This window comes from Bradyrhizobium sp. GW821-FHT13H06, from assembly GCF_058803975.1.
Genome location: NZ_JBXAPN010000008.1, coordinates 257,137 through 273,053, shown reverse-complemented (window position 1 = coordinate 273,053; position 15,917 = coordinate 257,137). Strand labels below are relative to the sequence as shown.

The following is a 15,917-nucleotide window of genomic DNA, read 5'->3' as shown; positions in this document are numbered from 1 at the left end:
AGTCACACCGCGCAATAGCGCTCCTGGATATCCTTGTCCGCGAGCAGCGCCGCCGCGCTGCTTTGATGCACGACCTCGCCTTGATCAATAATGACGGCGCGGTCAGCCAGCCGCAGCGCCCATTCGACGTTCTGCTCCACCAGCAGCAGCGTCTTGCCCTCGTCGCGCAGGCGGCGGAACAGCACGCCCATCTCCTCGACGAGGACCGGCATGATGCCCTCCGAGGGCTCGTCGAGCAGGATCATTTTGGGCTTTGCGATCAGCGCGCGCGCAATCGCCAGCATCTGCTGTTCTCCGCCCGAGAGCGTCACGCCCTCCTGATCGAGACGTTCCTTCAGGCGCGGGAAGGTTTCGGCGATCTCGTCGATCGCCGTGCGCTCCTCGATATCGCCGCCGGCCGCGACCAGACCGAGCCGCAAATTCTCGCGCACGGACAGGCCGGGGACGATGCGGCGCTCCTCGGGCACGTAAGCGAGGCCGAGATGGAAGCGCTGATGCGCGCGGAGCGGCAACAGCTCCCTGCCTGCGAAGCGCACGCGGCCCGCCGCCTTCGGCATCAGGCCCATCATCGCCCGCAAGGTCGTCGTCTTGCCGGCACCGTTGCGGCCGACGAGGGCGACGACCTCACCCCGGTTCACGTGCAGGGAGATGCCGTGGAGGATATGGCTTGCGCCATACCAGGCATGGAGATCGTTGATTTCGAGCAGCGCGGTCTCAGCCATAGCCTTCACTCTGTCCGAGATAGACCCGGCGGACCTCCGGATTGCTCCTGATCTCGTCGGGCGCGCCGTCCGCCAGCAGGCGGCCGTGATGCAGCACGACCACGCGCTTACTGAGCCCCAGCACCATCTTCATCTTGTGCTCCACCAGGAGCACGGTGCGCTTCTCGGCGAGGCGCTCGAGCAGAGCGACCATATCCTTTGTCTCTTCCGGCCCCATGCCGGCAGTCGGTTCGTCCAGTAGCAGCAATTCCGGCTCGGAAACCAGTGCGATCGCGATCTCCAGTGCGCGCTGCTGGCCATGCGACAGGAATTTCGCCAATTCGTTCCGCCTGGCCAGCAGCCCGACTGCGTCGAGCGCGGCGTCTGCGCGCGCACCCAGTTCAGCGAGCCGGGCGCGGTTGCGCCAGATGTCGTAGCTCACGATCAGCGCCTGGGCAGCCACGCGCACATTCTCGTGCACGGACAGATCGGGAAAGATGTTCGTAATCTGGTAGGAGCGCGAGATGCCCTGATGCACGAAGCGGTGCTGCGGCAGCCCGTTCAGCTCACGTCCCCTGAAGTGCAGCTTGCCCGAGGTCGGCGTCAGCGCACCCGAGAGGATGTTGAAGAAGGTGCTCTTGCCGGCGCCGTTCGGCCCGATGATCGAGGTGAGCTGGCCGGCCGCGAAAGAAACGGTGATGTCTTCGAGCGCGACGAAGCCGCCAAAGCGTTTGCCGATGCCTTCGGCGCGAAGCAGCTCGCCGCTCATCGCCGCGCCTTTCCAACGCCGAGCGCATCGAGCAGCGTACCCCAGATGCCCTTGGGCAGGAACAGCACGAACAGCACGAAGATCGCACCGACGAAGATCTGCCAATGCGGCGTCCAGAGCGAGATGACGTCCTCCAGGATCAGGAAGCTGGCAGCACCAACGAAGGGCCCGAAGAAGCTGCGGGCGCCGCCGAGCAACACCATCATCACGATCATGCCCGAGGTTTGGTAGTGCAGGATATCCAGCGGCACGATGGACAGATGCAGTGCCAGCATGCAGCCGCCGAGCGATGAGATCGCGCCCGACAGCATGAACACGACCAGCTTGCTGCGTTCGACGTCATAGCCGCAGGCCCGTGCCCGCTGTTCGTTCTCGCGGATCGCCTCGATGACGGCCCCGAACGGTGAGTTCAGGATGCGCGACTGGAACCACATCGCCAACGCCGCGAAGGCCATCAGCACGTAGTACTTGTTGACGGGATCGAGGAAATTGACCTGAAGGCCGAACAGACTGATCCGGTCGACCGTGAAGCCGCGCAGCCCGTTCTCGCCGCCGGTGAGGGAGGCCGCCTGGAGCGCGACGTAGTAGACGAGTTGCGCCAAGGCGAGCGTCACCATGGAGAAGTAGATGCCGCGGGTGCGCGTCGAGACGATGCCGATTGCGGCGGCCAGGCAGGTGCTGAGGAGTACGGCGATCGGTACGGCGGCGAACCAGGGTATGCCGTAGCGTCCGATCGCGATGCCGGTGAAGTAGGCGCCTGCACCGAAGAACGCAGCCTGGCCGAACGACAGCAGCCCGGTGTAGCCGAACAGCAGATTGTACCCCATCACCACGACGCCGTAGATCAGGACGTTGACGGCCAGCGCCTTCGACGGCAGCAACCAGGGCAGCAAGGCAAGCACGGCAATCGAGAGGAGCACACGCTGGTCGAGGAGCCAGCCGAGCCCGCTGGAGGCAGGTTTGGCGACCGCTTCGCCGCTCGAAGGTAGCGTCACGCCGTCCTCCCTCTCACACCGAACAGGCCTTGCGGGCGGATCAGCAACACCACCGCCATCAGTGCGAACATGACGATAGTCGCCATCTCCGGCGCGAACAGCGCCACCATGCTGATGGATACGCCGACCATGAGACCAGCAACGACTGCGCCAACGATTGAGCCGAGCCCGCCGATCACGGTCACCACGAAGGCTTCCGCCAGAACCAGCGAGCCCATCTCCGGATTGACGCTGCGCATGGGGCCGGCGAGCACGCCGCCGAGCGCGGCAAGCCCGACGCCGAGCCCGAAGATCGCGAGCCAGACCCGCCCAATATCGACACCGAGCACCTGCATGATGGTCGGATCGCGCGCGCCGGCGCGCACGATCAGGCCGACGCGGGTCTTCTCCAGCGTCAGCCAGAGCACCAGCAGCACCATCGCCACCAGCACGATGACGAACAGGCGGTAGCGCGGGAAGAAGCCGATGCCGAGATCGAGCACGCCGACCAGCTGCGGCGGCGTCGGAAAAGGAATGCCGTCGCTGCCGAACACGATGCGCACCCCCTCGACCAGGATGTAGCTGAGGCCGAAGGTCAGCAGCAGCGGATCGTCGATCGAGCGTCCATACAGTCTCCGGATCAGAACGAACTCGATCAGCATGCCGAAGACGCCGATCAAGATGGGTGCGAGCAGCAGCCCCCACCAGAAACTTCCGGTGAGTGATGCCAGATAAAGCCCCGCATAGGCTCCGATCATGAACAGCGCACCGTGGGCGAAATTCACCACCCCGAGCATGCCGAACACGATCGTCAGCCCAAGCGCAGTGATCACCAGGACCGCCCCAAGGGCGATCCCGGAGAGAAGCTGCATGATGATCAGCGACAGGTCCATCGTAAGGGCTTTAGGTCGCGTGGCCGAGCTCGCTGCAGCTGCGCAGCATGTCGTCGGCCCCCGCGTCGTTGGCCAGGATCGCGAACAGATCGTTCTCGTTGGCCATGGCCGACTTCTTCTTGGACTCCAGCACCAGCACCGACTGAACCGACTGATGGTCGCATTTGCGGTAGTGCTGCGGGCCCTTGGTCAGATCGTATTGCAGCTTCTCCAGGGCATCGACGACCTTGTCCGTATCGGTGCCGCCGGCGGTCTGCATGGCGGCCAGCAACGACCCGACGCCGGAATACCCGTAGGCGCCATAGTCGGTCGGAATCGCGCCGCCATTGGCGGCCTTGAACGCCGTGTTGAAGCTGGCGGCCGACTTGCTCTGCGTCTCCAGCCCCCAATAGTAATTGGCGCCGCCGACCACGCCCTCGAACACGTCGGGGCCGACGGCGAGGCGCTGATTGTGCAGGATGACCGGGACGACGATCTTCATCTGCTGCTTGACGCCGAAGTCCACGGCCTGCTTGATCGCATTGGCCTGGTCGCGACCGAAATTCGAGATGCAGAGCACGTCGGGTCGCATCGACATCAGGCGCGGCATGAAGGTGGAATAGTCGGCGGCGCCGAACGGATGCAGGATCTCGCCGACACTGTCCGCACCGATCGCGGCCTGCGCGCGCTTGAAGCCGCGCAGCATCTCGTGACCATAGGCATAGTCGGCGACGAGATGGGCGACCTTCATGCCCTTCTTCAGGGTCTGCCGTGCCACGGCGGCCGTCGTCATGTGCGGGTTCAGCGCCTCGTGGAAGGTGTATTTGCTGAAATCCTTGGCCTCATTGATGGTGTCGGACTGGCTGATCGAGACGTAGATCACGCCGCGAGCGCGGGTGACCTCGTTGACCGCCAGCTGCACCGCGCTGGAGAGCGCGCCGACCACGGCATGGACTTTGTCCTTCTCGATCAGCTCGAGCGTGCGGGTCGCGGCCTCGCCGGCGTTGAGCTTGTCGTCGCGGACCAGCAGCTCGACCTTGCGGCCGGCAATGCCACCCTTGTCATTGACGAGCTTCACCGCGAGCTCGGCGCATTTGACCTGATCGCGCGCTTCAGCGGCGAACGGCCCGGTCAGCGGTGTCGGGAAGCCGATGCGGATCGTCTCGTCGGCGGCGCGGCCGAGCCGCGGCATGGCGAGCAGGGCCGCGCTGGCCGAGAGGCCGGCGAGCGCGGTGCGGCGGGTTATCTTCGGGGTCGAACCGGATTTGGGCATGATTTCCTCCAACTGTCTTTTTTCTAGAAACGCTTCAGGGCTTTCAGGACTCTTGCAGGCGTGATCGGAATCGAATTGACGGCGGCGCCGAACGGCGCGAGTGCATCATTGACCGCGTTGAGCACGCAGGCGGACGCCGCTGCGGTGCCGGCCTCCCCAACCCCCTTCGCACCGAGCTCGGTGTCGGCGGTCGGCGTCTCGACATGGGCGATGACGATGTCAGGCATCTCCATCGGCATCGGGACGAGGTAGTCGGCGAGCGAGCCGTTCACGAGCTGTCCGGTCTCGCTGTAGCGGCACTCCTCGAACAGCGCCGCGCCCAGTCCCTGCACGATGCCGCCGCGAAGCTGCTCGTCCACCAGCATCGGGTTGATGACCCGGCCGCAATCCTCGACGATGAAATGCTTCAGGAGCTTGATGAAACCGGTGTCGACATCGACCTCCAGCGAGCAGCCCTGAATGCCGTTGGTGAAGGCGAAGGGATAGCCTTGCGGGGCGAAATGATGGCTGACGGTGAGCTGCGCCTGCGTGCCCGGCGGCAGGGTATCGGAGCGGAAATAGGCAATGCGCGCGATCTCCGAGATCGGCATGCGCTGGTTCCGCGTGCCTGCGTCCACGACGTCGCCATCGACGATGTCGAGGGCCGACGGCTGCTCCTGAAGGATGAGCGCGGCGATCTCCAGAATGTTGCGCTTGAGCGCGCGCGCGGCCTGGAGCGCGGTCTCGCCGCCGATGCCGGCGCCGCGGCAGGCCCAGGTGGCGCCGCCATGCGGCGTCACCTCGGTATCGCCGGTGATGACCTTGACGTGCTCCTGCGCAAGGCCGAGCTGATCGGCCACGATCTGGCTGATGATCGCCTCGGTGCCCTGCCCCTGCTCGGTGACCGAGATCAGGCAGCGCACCTCGCCCGACGGCGTCAGGCTGACGATCGCCCCGTCCTGCGAGGAGATGCGTGCGCCGCCGACGCCATAGAATGCCGGGCTCGGGTTGGTGATCTCGACAAAGGTGGCAATGCCGATGCCGCGGTAGATGCCGCGCTTGCGCAACTCCGCCTGCTCGGCACGCAAGCCGTCATAGCCCATCATCTCGTGCAGGCGCTCGAGGCACGCCTGATGCGACAGCGCCTCGAAGCGGTAGCCGGTCGGCGAGGTCTGCGGATAGGCGTCATCGGCGATCACGTTCTGCGCGCGGATGGCGAAAGGATCGAGGCCGAGCTTCGCCGCCGCCATGTCGACCATCCGCTCGGTGACGGCGCAGGCGATGGGATGGCCGACGGCACGATATTGGCTGGTCTGCACCTTGTTCTGGAAGATCACCTCCAGCGTGGCGCGGTAGTTCCTGAAGCGGTAGGGCGCGCCGATCAGGCGGATCACCTGGTTGCCCTCGACCACGCTGGTGCGTGGATAGGTCGAGAATGCGCCGATCGCGGTCAGATCCAGCACGTCCATTGCGAGAATCTCGCCCTTGGCGTCCAGCGCCATGCGGGCCCGCACGCGGTGGTCGCGGGCGTGGATGTCGGAGACGAACGATTCAATGCGGTCGGCGACGTACTTCACGGGACGGCCGAGCAGGATCGAGAGGCCGACCACCGCCATGTCCTCGTGATAGACATGCAACTTCATGCCGAATGAGCCGCCGATGTCGGTCGCGATCACGCGAACACGGGCTTCCGGGATGCCATAGTGGCGCGAATAGAGGTCCTGGAACTGGTAGGGAGTCTGGGTGCCATGATGCACGGTGAGCATCCCGGCGGCGGGATCGTAGTCGGCAACGATGGCGCGAGGCTCCAGCGTCACCGCGGTATGGCGGCCGAAGGAAAATTCCTCCTCCACCACATGGGCTGCATGCGCGAAGGCGTCATCAACGGCCCCACTGTCGAGCTGGCTGCGGAAGCACACATTGCTCACGCTGCCGGGATTCACCAGCGGGCTGCCGGCCTCACGCGCGCCGTCGATCTCGACGACGATAGGAAGGTCCTCGTAGTCGACCTCGATCAGCTCCAGCGCATCCTCGGCGGTCGCACGGTTCTCAGCGACGACGGCGACCACTGCCTGTCCGGCCCAGACCACGCGATCCAGCGGCAGCGGCAATTGCGGCGCGGAGGTCATGCCCTTGAAATGATCGAGCGTGCCGGTCCAGGGCGTGCAGATCTTTGCGAGGTCCGTCCCCGTCGCGACGAGATGCACGCCTTCCAGCGCGCGCGCCTCGCCGGTCCTGATCGAGACGATCTTGGCGTGGGCATGCGGACTGCGCAGGAACGCAGCATAGAGCATGCGCGGCAGACGGAGGTCGCTGACATAGCGCCCGCGCCCGGCGAGCAGGCGCTTGGCATTCGGCCGCGGCACGGAGCGGCCGATGTAGGAGTTCGGGCGGTCGAGCGAGGTCAGCGGCGCAGTCATCTCGCGCCTCCGGCGCTGCGTGCTTTGGCGACGGCGTCGATGGCGTCGACGATGGCTTCATAGCCGGTGCAGCGGCAATAATTGCCCGACAGCGCGTCGCGGATCTGCTCGCGGCTCGGTTGTGCCACCTGCAAGAGCAGCTCGTAGGCGTTGACCAGCATGCCCGGCGTGCAGAAGCCGCATTGCAGCGCGTTGCGGCGATGGAATTCGGCCTGGAGGTCGGCGATCGCCCCGCTCTCGGTGAGCCCCTCGATCGTATCGATCCTGGCACCGTCGGCCTGCACCGCGAACATCAGGCAGGAGTGCACGGCGCGACCGTCGATCTGGACCAGGCAGGCGCCGCAGGCGCCCATCTCGCAACCGGCATGCGTGCCCGTCAGCTCGAGCTTGTCGCGCAGGCAATCAACCAGCGTCTCGCGCGGAGCAACCTCGCAGGCGACCTTGCGGCCGTTGACGACGAAGCGGACCCGCACAGTCTCGTCGGCCTCGTCCAGCAGGGTTTCGTCGAAGCCTCTCATGCGCCCTCACCGAGACGTCCAAGCAGGCGGCCAAGCAACACGCGGGCGAGGTGCAGGCGCATCGCAGGCGGCACCTCGTCGTTCTCGGGCGGCGCGAGATCACCCTCGAGCGCCGCCTGCGCGGCAACGATATGTTTCGCATCGAGGCCGAAGCCGATCAAAGCCGCCTCAGCGGCCTTCGCCCGCGTCGGCCTATTGCCGACGGAGAAGAATGAGATGCGGATGTCGTCGATCCGGTCACTCGTGAAAGTCGCGAGCATGCCGCAACCGACCAGCGCATAATCCCCGCGCCGCCGCGCCAGTTCGTCGAACGCATAGCGCTGATCGGCCTTGAACAGCGGAACGTAGATGGCCGTGATCAGTTCGCCGGGCTGCAATGCCGTCTCGAACAGGTCGATGAAGAACTCATCGGCCTTCACGCGCCGCCGGCCCGAGGCACCGGCGATCTCGATCTCGGCATCCAGCGCCAAGGTCATCGCGGGAAATTCGGAAGCCGGGTCGGCCAGTGCGACGCTGCCGCCGAACGTGCCTCGGTTGCGGATCGCGGGATGGGCGACGAAGGGTGCCGCGGCATGCAGCAGCGGCGCAAACTCCGCGATCAGCGGCTCGGTCAGCATCTCGCAGTGGCGCGTCAGTGCGCCGATGCGCAAATAGGCGCCCTCGCGCCCGATGCCGCGCAGCTCGGCAATGTGCGTAATGTCGATCAGCAGCCGCGGCGCCTGGAGCCGCAACGACAGCGCCGGCACGAGGCTCTGGCCGCCGGCGATGAAACGCGCATCGTCCCCGGCGCGCGCATGAGCGTCCAGCGCCTGGTCGATCGTCGCAGCACGAAAATAGCTGAAAGCCCTCGCCTTCACTGCGTTTCCCCGAAATCCATCGGCTCATCAGCCGGGATGCCAGATTTGTAACCATCTGGTCTCAAAATCCTGACACGCCGCCGGGAGGCGGTCAACAGGAAATGACCATTTGGTCACAAATGCGCCTTGGGCTATGAAGGCACCGAGACGCACGATTCAGCGACGAAATGGCCCGGAAAGCGCAGAAAACGGCGAAGCGACTGGTCCGAAAGCGGACCGAGACAGGCAAGTCCGCGCCAAAGCGCCGCAACATGCGCGCGGCGGATCGGGAGCGCGCGATCGTGGACGAGGCGATCCGGTTCTTTGCGGAGCGCGGCTTCGAGGGCCAGACCCGCGAGCTCGCCAAGCGCATGGGCATCACGCATTCGGCGATCTACCGCCACTTCCCCAGCAAGGAGGCGCTGATCGAGCGGGTCTACCAGGAAGTCTATCTCAGCCGCTGGTCACCCGATTGGGGACCGATGATCCGCGACCGGGCCTTGCCGCTGGAGGCGCGGCTCACCCGCTTCTATCTCGACTATGTCGAACGCGTGTTCGAGTACAATTGGGTGAGGATCTTCGTGTTCTCCGGCATGAAGTCGTTCGACATCACCAGCCGCTATCTCGACATCGTCCGCCGCGAGATCATCGAGCCGGCGGCCGCCGAGCTGCGTCATGAGCTGATGTTGCCCGACGCAAGAGCTCACCCATTGAGTGAACGCGAGACCGAGCTGTTCTGGGGCCTGCACGGCCGCATCTTCTATCTCGCGATCCGCAAGTTCATTTACGCGACGCCGATCCCGGCCGATCTCGGCGCCATCGTCCGCGACGCCGTCCAGACTTTCATGGACGGCGCGAAGACGACGATGCCAAGACTGGTAAGCAATACGCCCCGGCGCGTTTGACTTCACCCCTGCCAGAGGGGAGAGCTAGAATTGCAGCTATTATACCAAGCTCGGCAGATCGAGCCCCTTGTCACGGGCGCAGTCGATCGCGATCTCGTAGCCCGCGTCGGCGTGGCGCATGACGCCGCTGGCCGGGTCGTTCCAGAGCACGCGCTCGATGCGCCTGGCAGCTTCCGGCGTGCCGTCGGCGACGATCACCATGCCGGCGTGCTGGGAATAGCCGATGCCGACGCCGCCGCCATGATGCAGCGACACCCAGGTCGCGCCGCTGGCGCAATTGAGCAGCGCATTGAGCAAGGGCCAGTCGGACACGGCGTCCGAGCCATCCTTCATCGCCTCGGTCTCGCGGTTGGGGCTGGCGACCGAACCGCTGTCGAGATGATCGCGGCCGATCACGATGGGGGCTTTCAGTTCGCCCCGCGCCACCATCTCGTTGAAGGCGAGGCCGAGGCGATGGCGATCACCGAGTCCGACCCAGCAGATCCGCGCCGGCAGGCCCTGGAACTTGATGCGTTCCTTGGCCATGTCGAGCCAATTGTGCAGATGCCTGTCGTCGGGCATCAGCTCTTTCACCTTGGCATCCGTCCTGAAGATGTCCTCGGGATCGCCCGAGAGCGCAGCCCAGCGGAACGGTCCGATGCCGCGGCAGAACAAGGGGCGGATATAGGCAGGGACGAAGCCGGGGAAATCGAAGGCATTCTTCAGGCCCATGTCCTGCGCCATCTGGCGGATGTTGTTGCCGTAGTCGAGCGTCGGAATGCCCTGCGCGTGGAAATCCAGCATGGCCTGGACATGGTCGACCATCGAGGTCTTCGACGCGCGCTCGACTGCCTTTGGATCGGAAGCGCGTTTCGCCTCCCAATCGGCCAGCGTCCAGCCTTTCGGCAAGTATCCGTTGATCGGATCGTGCGCGCTGGTCTGGTCGGTGACGACGTCAGGCTTGACACCACGGCGAACCAGCTCCGGGAAGATTTCAGCGGCATTGCCGAGCAGGCCGACCGAGACCGCCTTCTTCGTCTTCGCGGCCTCTGCCAAGATCGCGAGCGCCTCGTCGAGCGTTGCGGCTTGGCGATCGAGATAGCCGGTGCGCAGGCGCATCTCGATGCGGCTGGGCTGGCATTCGATCGCGAGCATCGAAGCGCCGGCCATGGTCGCGGCCAGCGGCTGCGCGCCGCCCATGCCGCCAAGGCCGGCGGTGAGGATCCATTTGCCGGCCAGGCTGCCGCCATAATGGCGCCGACCGACCTCGACAAAGGTCTCGTAGGTGCCCTGCACGATGCCCTGGCTGCCGATATAGATCCAGGAGCCCGCCGTCATCTGGCCGTACATCATCAGGCCCTTGCGATCGAGCTCGTTGAAATGGTCGAGCGTTGCCCAATGCGGCACGATGTTGGAGTTCGCGATCAGCACCCGTGGGGCGTCGGCGTGGGTCCGGAACACGCCGACCGGCTTGCCGGACTGAACCAGCAACGTCTGGTCGGCTTCGAGTTTGCGCAAGGCCGCAACGATCCGGTCGAAGCTCTCCCAGTCACGCGCGGCGCGGCCGATGCCGCCATAGACGACGAGCTCGCTCGGGCGTTCCGCGACATCAGGATCGAGATTGTTCATCAGCATGCGCAAGGGCGCTTCCGTCAACCAGCTCCTGGCGCTGATGTCGCTACCGCGGGGCGCGCGGATGGTGCGGTCGTTGTCCAGTCGGCGGTTCATGCGGACCTCTTCAGCTAAGTCTCGGAAATGGATCGGATGAAAGCGCGGCCGTCGCGACGCCCGTCAGCATGTCGGCCTCGATCAACGCAGCCGCCTTGGCGAGATCGCCAGCCATATAGCGGTCGGCAGCGAGCGCCGGCACCTGCTCGCGCAATGCGGCCATGACGGCAGCAAGCGGCCTGCTGGTCGCATGCGGCGCGCGCAGCGTGATGCCTTGCGCGGCGACGAGGAGCTCGATGCCGAGAATGGCGGCGAGATTGTCGGCCATGTCGGACAGCCGCCGCGCGGCGTGCGCTGCCATCGAGACATGATCTTCCTGATTTGCACTTGTCGGCGTCGAATCGATCGAGCAGGCGAGCGCGCGCTGCTTGTTCTCGGCATAGAGCGCGGCGGCCGTGACCTCGGCGATCATGAAGCCGGAATTGATGCCGGGATCGGGGGTGAGGAACGGCGGCAGGCCGAAATTCAGCGCGGGATCGACCAATGTCGCAATGCGCCGCTCGCTGATCGCGCCGATCTCCGACAGAGACAGCGCGATAGCGTCGGCAGCAAAGGCGACCGGCTCGGCATGGAAATTGCCGCCGGAGACGATCTCCCCGGTATCGACCAGCACCAGCGGATTGTCGGTGACGGCATTGGCCTCGACGATCAGCGTGCGCGCGGCCTGCGTGATCAGGTCGAGCGCGGCGCCCGCGACCTGTGGCTGGCAGCGCAGGCAATAGGGATCCTGCACACGCTCGTCGCCTTCGAGATGCGAGAGGCGGATGTCGCTGCCATCGAGCAGCGCCGTCAGCGTCGCCGCCGCGGCGATCTGCCCGGCATGGCCGCGCAACGCCTGGATCTCGGGCCGGAACGGCGCGGTCGAGGCCATCGCCGCGTCCACCGACAATGCGCCGGTGACGAGGGCGGCCCGCGCCAGGCGGAATGCACGCAGCACGCCCGATATGGCGTAGGCGGTCGAAAATTGCGTGCCATTGATCAGCGCTAACCCCTCCTTGGGACCGAGCGTCAGCGGCGCGAGGCCGGCCGCTGCCAGCGCTTCAGCGCCGGACACGGTTTTCCCGTCAACGATCGCCTGCCCTTCGCCGATCATCACCGCGGTCATATGCGCAAGCGGCGCGAGATCGCCGGAGGCGCCCACGGAGCCCTGCTGTGGCACCAGCGGAGTGACACTCCGCGCCAGCATGTCCTGCAGCTGCTCGATCAACTCGCGACGCACGCCGGAGGCGCCACGGCCGAGCGAGATGATCTTCAGCGCCATCATCAGGCGGACGATCGGCTCTGGCGTCGCCGCGCCGACGCCGCAGCAATGTGAAACGATCAGGTTGCGCTGGAGCAGCGCGGTCTGATCAGGCGGAATGCGCTTCGACGCCAGCTTCCCGAAGCCGGTGTTGATGCCGTAGACGGGGACATCCGCGCGCGCAGCTCTTGCGACGATCTCCGCCGCCGCTTCGATGCGCGGCCAGAACGAGGGATCGAGCACGACGGGCGCACCATCGAGCACGCACGCGAGGTCATCGAGACTGACCGTTCCCGGCTTGACGACGATCGCTGCGCCCTCGTTCGTCATTGTCCCCTCCACACCCGGCGGTGCAGCGGATTGAAGCCGATGCGGTAGACCAGCTCAGCGGGCCGCTCGATGTCCCAGATCGCGAGATCGCACCATTTGCCGATCTCCAGCGTGCCGGCTTCGCTGAGGATGCCGAGCGCACGAGCACCCTCACGGGTGACGCCCGCGATGCATTCGGCCACATTCATCCGGAACAGTGTCGCGCCCATATTCATCGTGAGCAGAAGCGAGGTCAGTGGCGAGCTGCCGGGATTGCAGTCGGTTGCGAGCGCCATGGCAACCCCATGCGTGCGGAACGCCTCGACCGGCGGCTTTTGAGTCTCGCGAATGAAGTAGAAGGCGCCGGGCAGCAGCACCGCTACCGTCCCGGCCTTCGCCATTGCGGCGGCGCCGGCCTCGTCGGCGTGCTCCAAATGATCGGCTGACAGCGCCGAAAATTTCGCGGCAAGCGCAGCACCGCCGAGGTTCGAGAGCTGATCGGCATGCAACTTGACCGGCAGGCCGAGCTCCCTCGCCGTCTCGAACACCCGTGCGGTTTGCGCAGCCGAGAACGCAATGCCTTCCATGAAGGCGTCGACCGCATCGGCGAGGCCCGCCTTTGCAACCGCCGGCAACATCTCCTGACAGACGAGATCGATGTAACGGTCCTTGTCGCCATCAGCTTCCACCGGCAGCGCATGTGCGCCGAGAAAGGATGTGCGGACCGCAACCGGTCGCCGGCGTCCGAGGCTGCGTGCGGCTGCGAGCTGCCGCATCTCGGTCGCAGTGTCGAGGCCGTAGCCCGACTTGATCTCGATCGTGGTTGCGCCCTCGCCGATCAACGCATCGAGCCGCGGCAGCGCACTTGCGACGAGATCGGCCTCGCTCGCCTTGCGCGTCGCGGCCACCGTCGACACGATGCCGCCGCCGGCGCGCGCAATCTCTTCATAGCTTGCGCCCTTCAGGCGCAACTCGAATTCGTGCGCGCGATTGCCGCCATAGATGAGATGGGTGTGGCAGTCGACGAGGCCGGGCGTGATCCAGCGCCCTTCGCAGTCGACCCGTTCGGCGGCATCGGCGTCCGCCGGAAAATCGGCCTGCGCGCCGGCATAGACGATACGGCCGCCGCGCGCGGCGATCACGCCGTGCTCGATCTCGCCGAGGTCGGGGCGGTCGGCCCGTAGCGTGGCGAGCCGGGCATTGTGCCAGATCCGGTCGAAGCGCTCTGCCATGCAACGGCCCCTTCGTGGGATGCTTGACTTATATGTCTAGACATATAATCGTGCGAGAGTTCTGTCCAGCCGGCATGGAAACATGACACGACTGCATTTCGCCTCCGCGCTCCTGCCCTCGGGCTGGGCCAATGACGTGCAGGTGGTGATCACCGCCGGCGCGATCGCCGAGGTGACGCCGAATGTCGCGCCCGTTTCCGGCGATGAACGCCACGCAATCGCGCTGCCGGGCTTGGCGAGCCTGCACAGCCACGCGTTCCAGCGCGGCATGGCGGGACTTGCGGAGCTACGCGGAGACAGCACCGACACCTTCTGGACCTGGCGCGAGACGATGTATCGCTTTGCGCTGGCCATGACGCCGGACGACGTCGCGGCCGTTGCGACGCTGCTCTATGTCGAAATGCTCGAGCAGGGCTTCACCCGCGTTGGCGAATTTCATTACCTGCATCATGATCGCGACGGCTCGCGCTATGCGGATCCTGCCGAAATGGCCTCGCGCATTGCGCTGGCTGCCGAAGCATCAGGCATCGCCCTCACGCTGCTGCCGAGTTTCTATGCGCATGGCTCGTTTGGAGGAACAGCGCCGCATGCCGGCCAGCGTCGCTTCATCTGCTCGGTCGATCAGTTCGCCGCATTGATGGCTGCTTCGCACAAGGCGATCAGCGCATTGCCTGGCGCCAACATCGGCATCGCCCCGCACAGCCTGCGCGCGGTGACGCCGAACGAGCTCACGGCGATCGTTCCGCTGGCCGACGGCGGGCCGGTGCACATTCACGCGGCCGAGCAGGTGAAGGAAGTCGAGGACTGCCTCGCCTGGTCGGGACAGCGCCCGGTGCAATGGCTGCTGGAGCACGCGCCAGTCGATCGACGCTGGTGCCTCATTCACGCAACGCACACGACAGACGAAGAGGTCAGCGCAATTGCAAGGACGGGTGCGGTCGCCGGCCTCTGTCCCGTCACCGAAGCGAGCCTCGGCGATGGCATCTTCCCCGCGCGCGAATTTCTTGCCGCCGGCGGTGCGTTCGGCGTGGGCACCGATTCCAACGTGCTGATCGGCGTCGCGGACGAGCTCCGTCAGCTCGAGTACGGCCAGCGCCTGAAGCATCGCCAGCGCAACGTGCTCTCCAGTGGCGCTGGCCGTTCGACGGGACGCACGCTGTTCGATCATGCGCTCGCGGGCGGAGCCCGGGCGCTGGCGCAGGCGACAGTCGGCCTCACGCCCGGTGCGCGCGCTGACATCGTCACCCTCGACACTGCGCATCCATCGCTGGCCGGACGTCAGGGCGATGCGGCTATCGACGGCTGGATCTTTGCGGCCGGCAGCGGTGCGATCGATTGCGTTTGGGCCGGCGGCGCCAAGGTGGTCGAAGGCGGCCGGCACAGGCTGCGTCAGTCAGCGCGCGAGCGCTTCAATGCGTCGGTGCGGAGGCTCGTCGCATGAGCCTTGCCACTGACACAGCCGACAAGCCGACGCTCTACAAGCGCATCCGTGCCGACATCGAGAAGCGCATCCTGACCGGCGAGTGGCCGCCCGGTCATCGCATTCCGTTCGAGCATGAACTGGTCGCTCGCTACGGCTGCTCGCGCATGACCGTGAACAAGGCGCTGTCGGAGCTGGCGCAAGCCGATCTGATCGAGCGGCGGCGCCGTGCCGGCTCGTTCGTGCGCCGGCCGCAGCATCAGTCGGCGGTGCTCAAGATCGCCGACATTCGCGCCGAGATCACCGCCCTCGGCCGCGCTTACGGCTACGAGCTGATCGGCCGCAAGCTGCGCGCGGCGACCGCTGCCGACCGCGATCGCCTCGGCGTCAAAAAGGCGGGCAAGGTGGTCGCGATCACCTGCCGCCACAGCGCCGACAACGTGCCCTTCGCCGCCGAGGACAGGCTGATCGACCTGTCGTCCGTGCCGGATGCCGCGACCGCGGACTTCTCGCGCGAGCCTCCCGGCTCGTGGCTGCTTCACCATGTCCCATGGACCGAAGCCGAGCACACGATCAGCGCCATCGTTGCGGACGATCGCACCGCGGAGGCGCTCGACATCGCCGTCGGCGCGCCCTGCCTCGTGATCGACCGCTACACCTGGCGCAGCGCGCGCACCATCACCGCGGTGCGCCTGCTCTATCCCGGTGACTCTCACCGCCTTGTCGCCCGATTCAAGGGAGGCTGAGAGGATATGTCGGCAC

14 protein-coding genes are annotated in these 15,917 nt (G+C 65.9%); 3 read left to right on the top strand and 11 right to left on the bottom strand.

The window, feature by feature from the left end; genetic code table 11:
- Positions 1-2: 2 nt before the first annotated feature.
- From AC1RQP_RS29895 to AC1RQP_RS29860, 8 genes are read right to left on the bottom strand one after another with little or no spacing between them, the layout of a single operon-like run.
- Positions 3-722 carry an ABC transporter ATP-binding protein gene (locus AC1RQP_RS29895; protein WP_239625673.1) on the bottom strand — a complete coding sequence of 240 codons (720 nt, stop codon included), beginning with the start codon at positions 720-722 and terminating at the stop codon, positions 3-5.
- The gene (locus tag AC1RQP_RS29890) at positions 715-1,470 is read right to left on the bottom strand and encodes an ABC transporter ATP-binding protein (protein WP_131870898.1); all 756 of its coding nucleotides are present in this window, start codon (positions 1,468-1,470) and stop codon (positions 715-717) included. The genes AC1RQP_RS29895 and AC1RQP_RS29890 overlap by 8 nt, the downstream gene beginning before the upstream one ends.
- Positions 1,467-2,465, bottom strand: a complete 999-nt coding sequence (locus AC1RQP_RS29885; RefSeq protein ID WP_492940290.1) for a branched-chain amino acid ABC transporter permease — start codon at positions 2,463-2,465, stop codon at positions 1,467-1,469. Before AC1RQP_RS29885 ends, AC1RQP_RS29890 begins: the two co-directional genes overlap by 4 nt.
- Positions 2,462-3,337 (bottom strand): branched-chain amino acid ABC transporter permease, encoded by an 876-nt coding sequence (locus AC1RQP_RS29880; protein ID WP_239625674.1) that lies wholly within the window; start codon positions 3,335-3,337, stop codon positions 2,462-2,464. The genes AC1RQP_RS29885 and AC1RQP_RS29880 overlap by 4 nt, the downstream gene beginning before the upstream one ends.
- A gap of 10 nt (positions 3,338-3,347) precedes the next feature.
- The gene (locus AC1RQP_RS29875; protein ID WP_239625676.1) at positions 3,348-4,589 is read right to left on the bottom strand and encodes an ABC transporter substrate-binding protein; all 1,242 of its coding nucleotides are present in this window, start codon (positions 4,587-4,589) and stop codon (positions 3,348-3,350) included.
- 23 nt (positions 4,590-4,612) lie between these two features.
- Positions 4,613-6,988, bottom strand: coding sequence for a xanthine dehydrogenase family protein molybdopterin-binding subunit (locus AC1RQP_RS29870; protein WP_492940287.1), 2,376 nt, complete (start codon positions 6,986-6,988; stop codon positions 4,613-4,615).
- Complete coding sequence (locus AC1RQP_RS29865; RefSeq protein ID WP_492940285.1) at positions 6,985-7,506, bottom strand: (2Fe-2S)-binding protein; 522 nt, start codon at positions 7,504-7,506, stop codon at positions 6,985-6,987. Before AC1RQP_RS29865 ends, AC1RQP_RS29870 begins: the two co-directional genes overlap by 4 nt.
- Positions 7,503-8,363 (bottom strand): FAD binding domain-containing protein, encoded by an 861-nt coding sequence (locus tag AC1RQP_RS29860; protein WP_492940283.1) that lies wholly within the window; start codon positions 8,361-8,363, stop codon positions 7,503-7,505. Before AC1RQP_RS29860 ends, AC1RQP_RS29865 begins: the two co-directional genes overlap by 4 nt.
- 251 nt (positions 8,364-8,614) lie before the next feature.
- Here AC1RQP_RS29860 and AC1RQP_RS29855 point away from each other — a divergent pair, with 251 nt between their 5' ends.
- Positions 8,615-9,247 (top strand): TetR/AcrR family transcriptional regulator, encoded by a 633-nt coding sequence (locus AC1RQP_RS29855; RefSeq protein ID WP_492940281.1) that lies wholly within the window; start codon positions 8,615-8,617, stop codon positions 9,245-9,247.
- 39 nt (positions 9,248-9,286) lie between these two features.
- Here AC1RQP_RS29855 and hutU read toward each other — a convergent pair whose 3' ends face one another.
- The 3 genes from hutU to hutI are packed head-to-tail and all read right to left on the bottom strand — an operon-like array spanning position 9,287 to position 13,735.
- On the bottom strand, positions 9,287-10,954 hold the full coding sequence (gene hutU / locus AC1RQP_RS29850) for a urocanate hydratase (protein ID WP_492940279.1): 1,668 nt from the start codon (positions 10,952-10,954) through the stop codon (positions 9,287-9,289).
- Positions 10,955-10,964: 10 nt separating this feature from the next.
- Complete coding sequence (gene hutH / locus AC1RQP_RS29845) at positions 10,965-12,524, bottom strand: histidine ammonia-lyase (protein ID WP_492940277.1); 1,560 nt, start codon at positions 12,522-12,524, stop codon at positions 10,965-10,967.
- Entirely contained in the window at positions 12,521-13,735 is a 1,215-nt protein-coding gene (gene hutI, locus AC1RQP_RS29840; RefSeq protein WP_492940275.1) for an imidazolonepropionase, read from the bottom strand. Before hutI ends, hutH begins: the two co-directional genes overlap by 4 nt.
- Positions 13,736-13,817: 82 nt before the next feature.
- On the opposite strand from hutI, the gene AC1RQP_RS29835 reads away from it, so the two are divergent.
- A complete protein-coding gene (locus tag AC1RQP_RS29835; protein WP_492940273.1) occupies positions 13,818-15,176 on the top strand; it encodes a formimidoylglutamate deiminase in 1,359 nt (452 codons plus the stop codon).
- Positions 15,173-15,901, top strand: a complete 729-nt coding sequence (gene hutC, locus AC1RQP_RS29830; RefSeq protein WP_239625693.1) for a histidine utilization transcriptional repressor HutC — start codon at positions 15,173-15,175, stop codon at positions 15,899-15,901. Before AC1RQP_RS29835 ends, hutC begins: the two co-directional genes overlap by 4 nt.
- The last annotated feature ends 16 nt before the right edge of the window (positions 15,902-15,917 follow it).

Bases quoted from the DNA above. Each gene is read 5' to 3' on its own strand.
- AC1RQP_RS29895 (WP_239625673.1), bottom strand. From the start codon at position 722: ATGGCTGAGACCGCGCTGCTCGAAATCAACGATCTCCATGCCTGGTAT.
- AC1RQP_RS29890 (WP_131870898.1), bottom strand. From the start codon at position 1,470: ATGAGCGGCGAGCTGCTTCGCGCCGAAGGCATCGGCAAACGCTTTGGC.
- AC1RQP_RS29880 (WP_239625674.1), bottom strand. From the start codon at position 3,337: ATGGACCTGTCGCTGATCATCATGCAGCTTCTCTCCGGGATCGCCCTT.
- AC1RQP_RS29875 (WP_239625676.1), bottom strand. From the start codon at position 4,589: ATGCCCAAATCCGGTTCGACCCCGAAGATAACCCGCCGCACCGCGCTC.
- AC1RQP_RS29870 (WP_492940287.1), bottom strand. From the start codon at position 6,988: ATGACTGCGCCGCTGACCTCGCTCGACCGCCCGAACTCCTACATCGGC.
- AC1RQP_RS29865 (WP_492940285.1), bottom strand. From the start codon at position 7,506: ATGAGAGGCTTCGACGAAACCCTGCTGGACGAGGCCGACGAGACTGTG.
- AC1RQP_RS29855 (WP_492940281.1), top strand. From the start codon at position 8,615: ATGCGCGCGGCGGATCGGGAGCGCGCGATCGTGGACGAGGCGATCCGG.
- hutU (WP_492940279.1), bottom strand. From the start codon at position 10,954: ATGAACCGCCGACTGGACAACGACCGCACCATCCGCGCGCCCCGCGGT.
- hutH (WP_492940277.1), bottom strand. From the start codon at position 12,524: ATGACGAACGAGGGCGCAGCGATCGTCGTCAAGCCGGGAACGGTCAGT.
- hutI (WP_492940275.1), bottom strand. From the start codon at position 13,735: ATGGCAGAGCGCTTCGACCGGATCTGGCACAATGCCCGGCTCGCCACG.
- AC1RQP_RS29835 (WP_492940273.1), top strand. From the start codon at position 13,818: ATGACACGACTGCATTTCGCCTCCGCGCTCCTGCCCTCGGGCTGGGCC.
- hutC (WP_239625693.1), top strand. From the start codon at position 15,173: ATGAGCCTTGCCACTGACACAGCCGACAAGCCGACGCTCTACAAGCGC.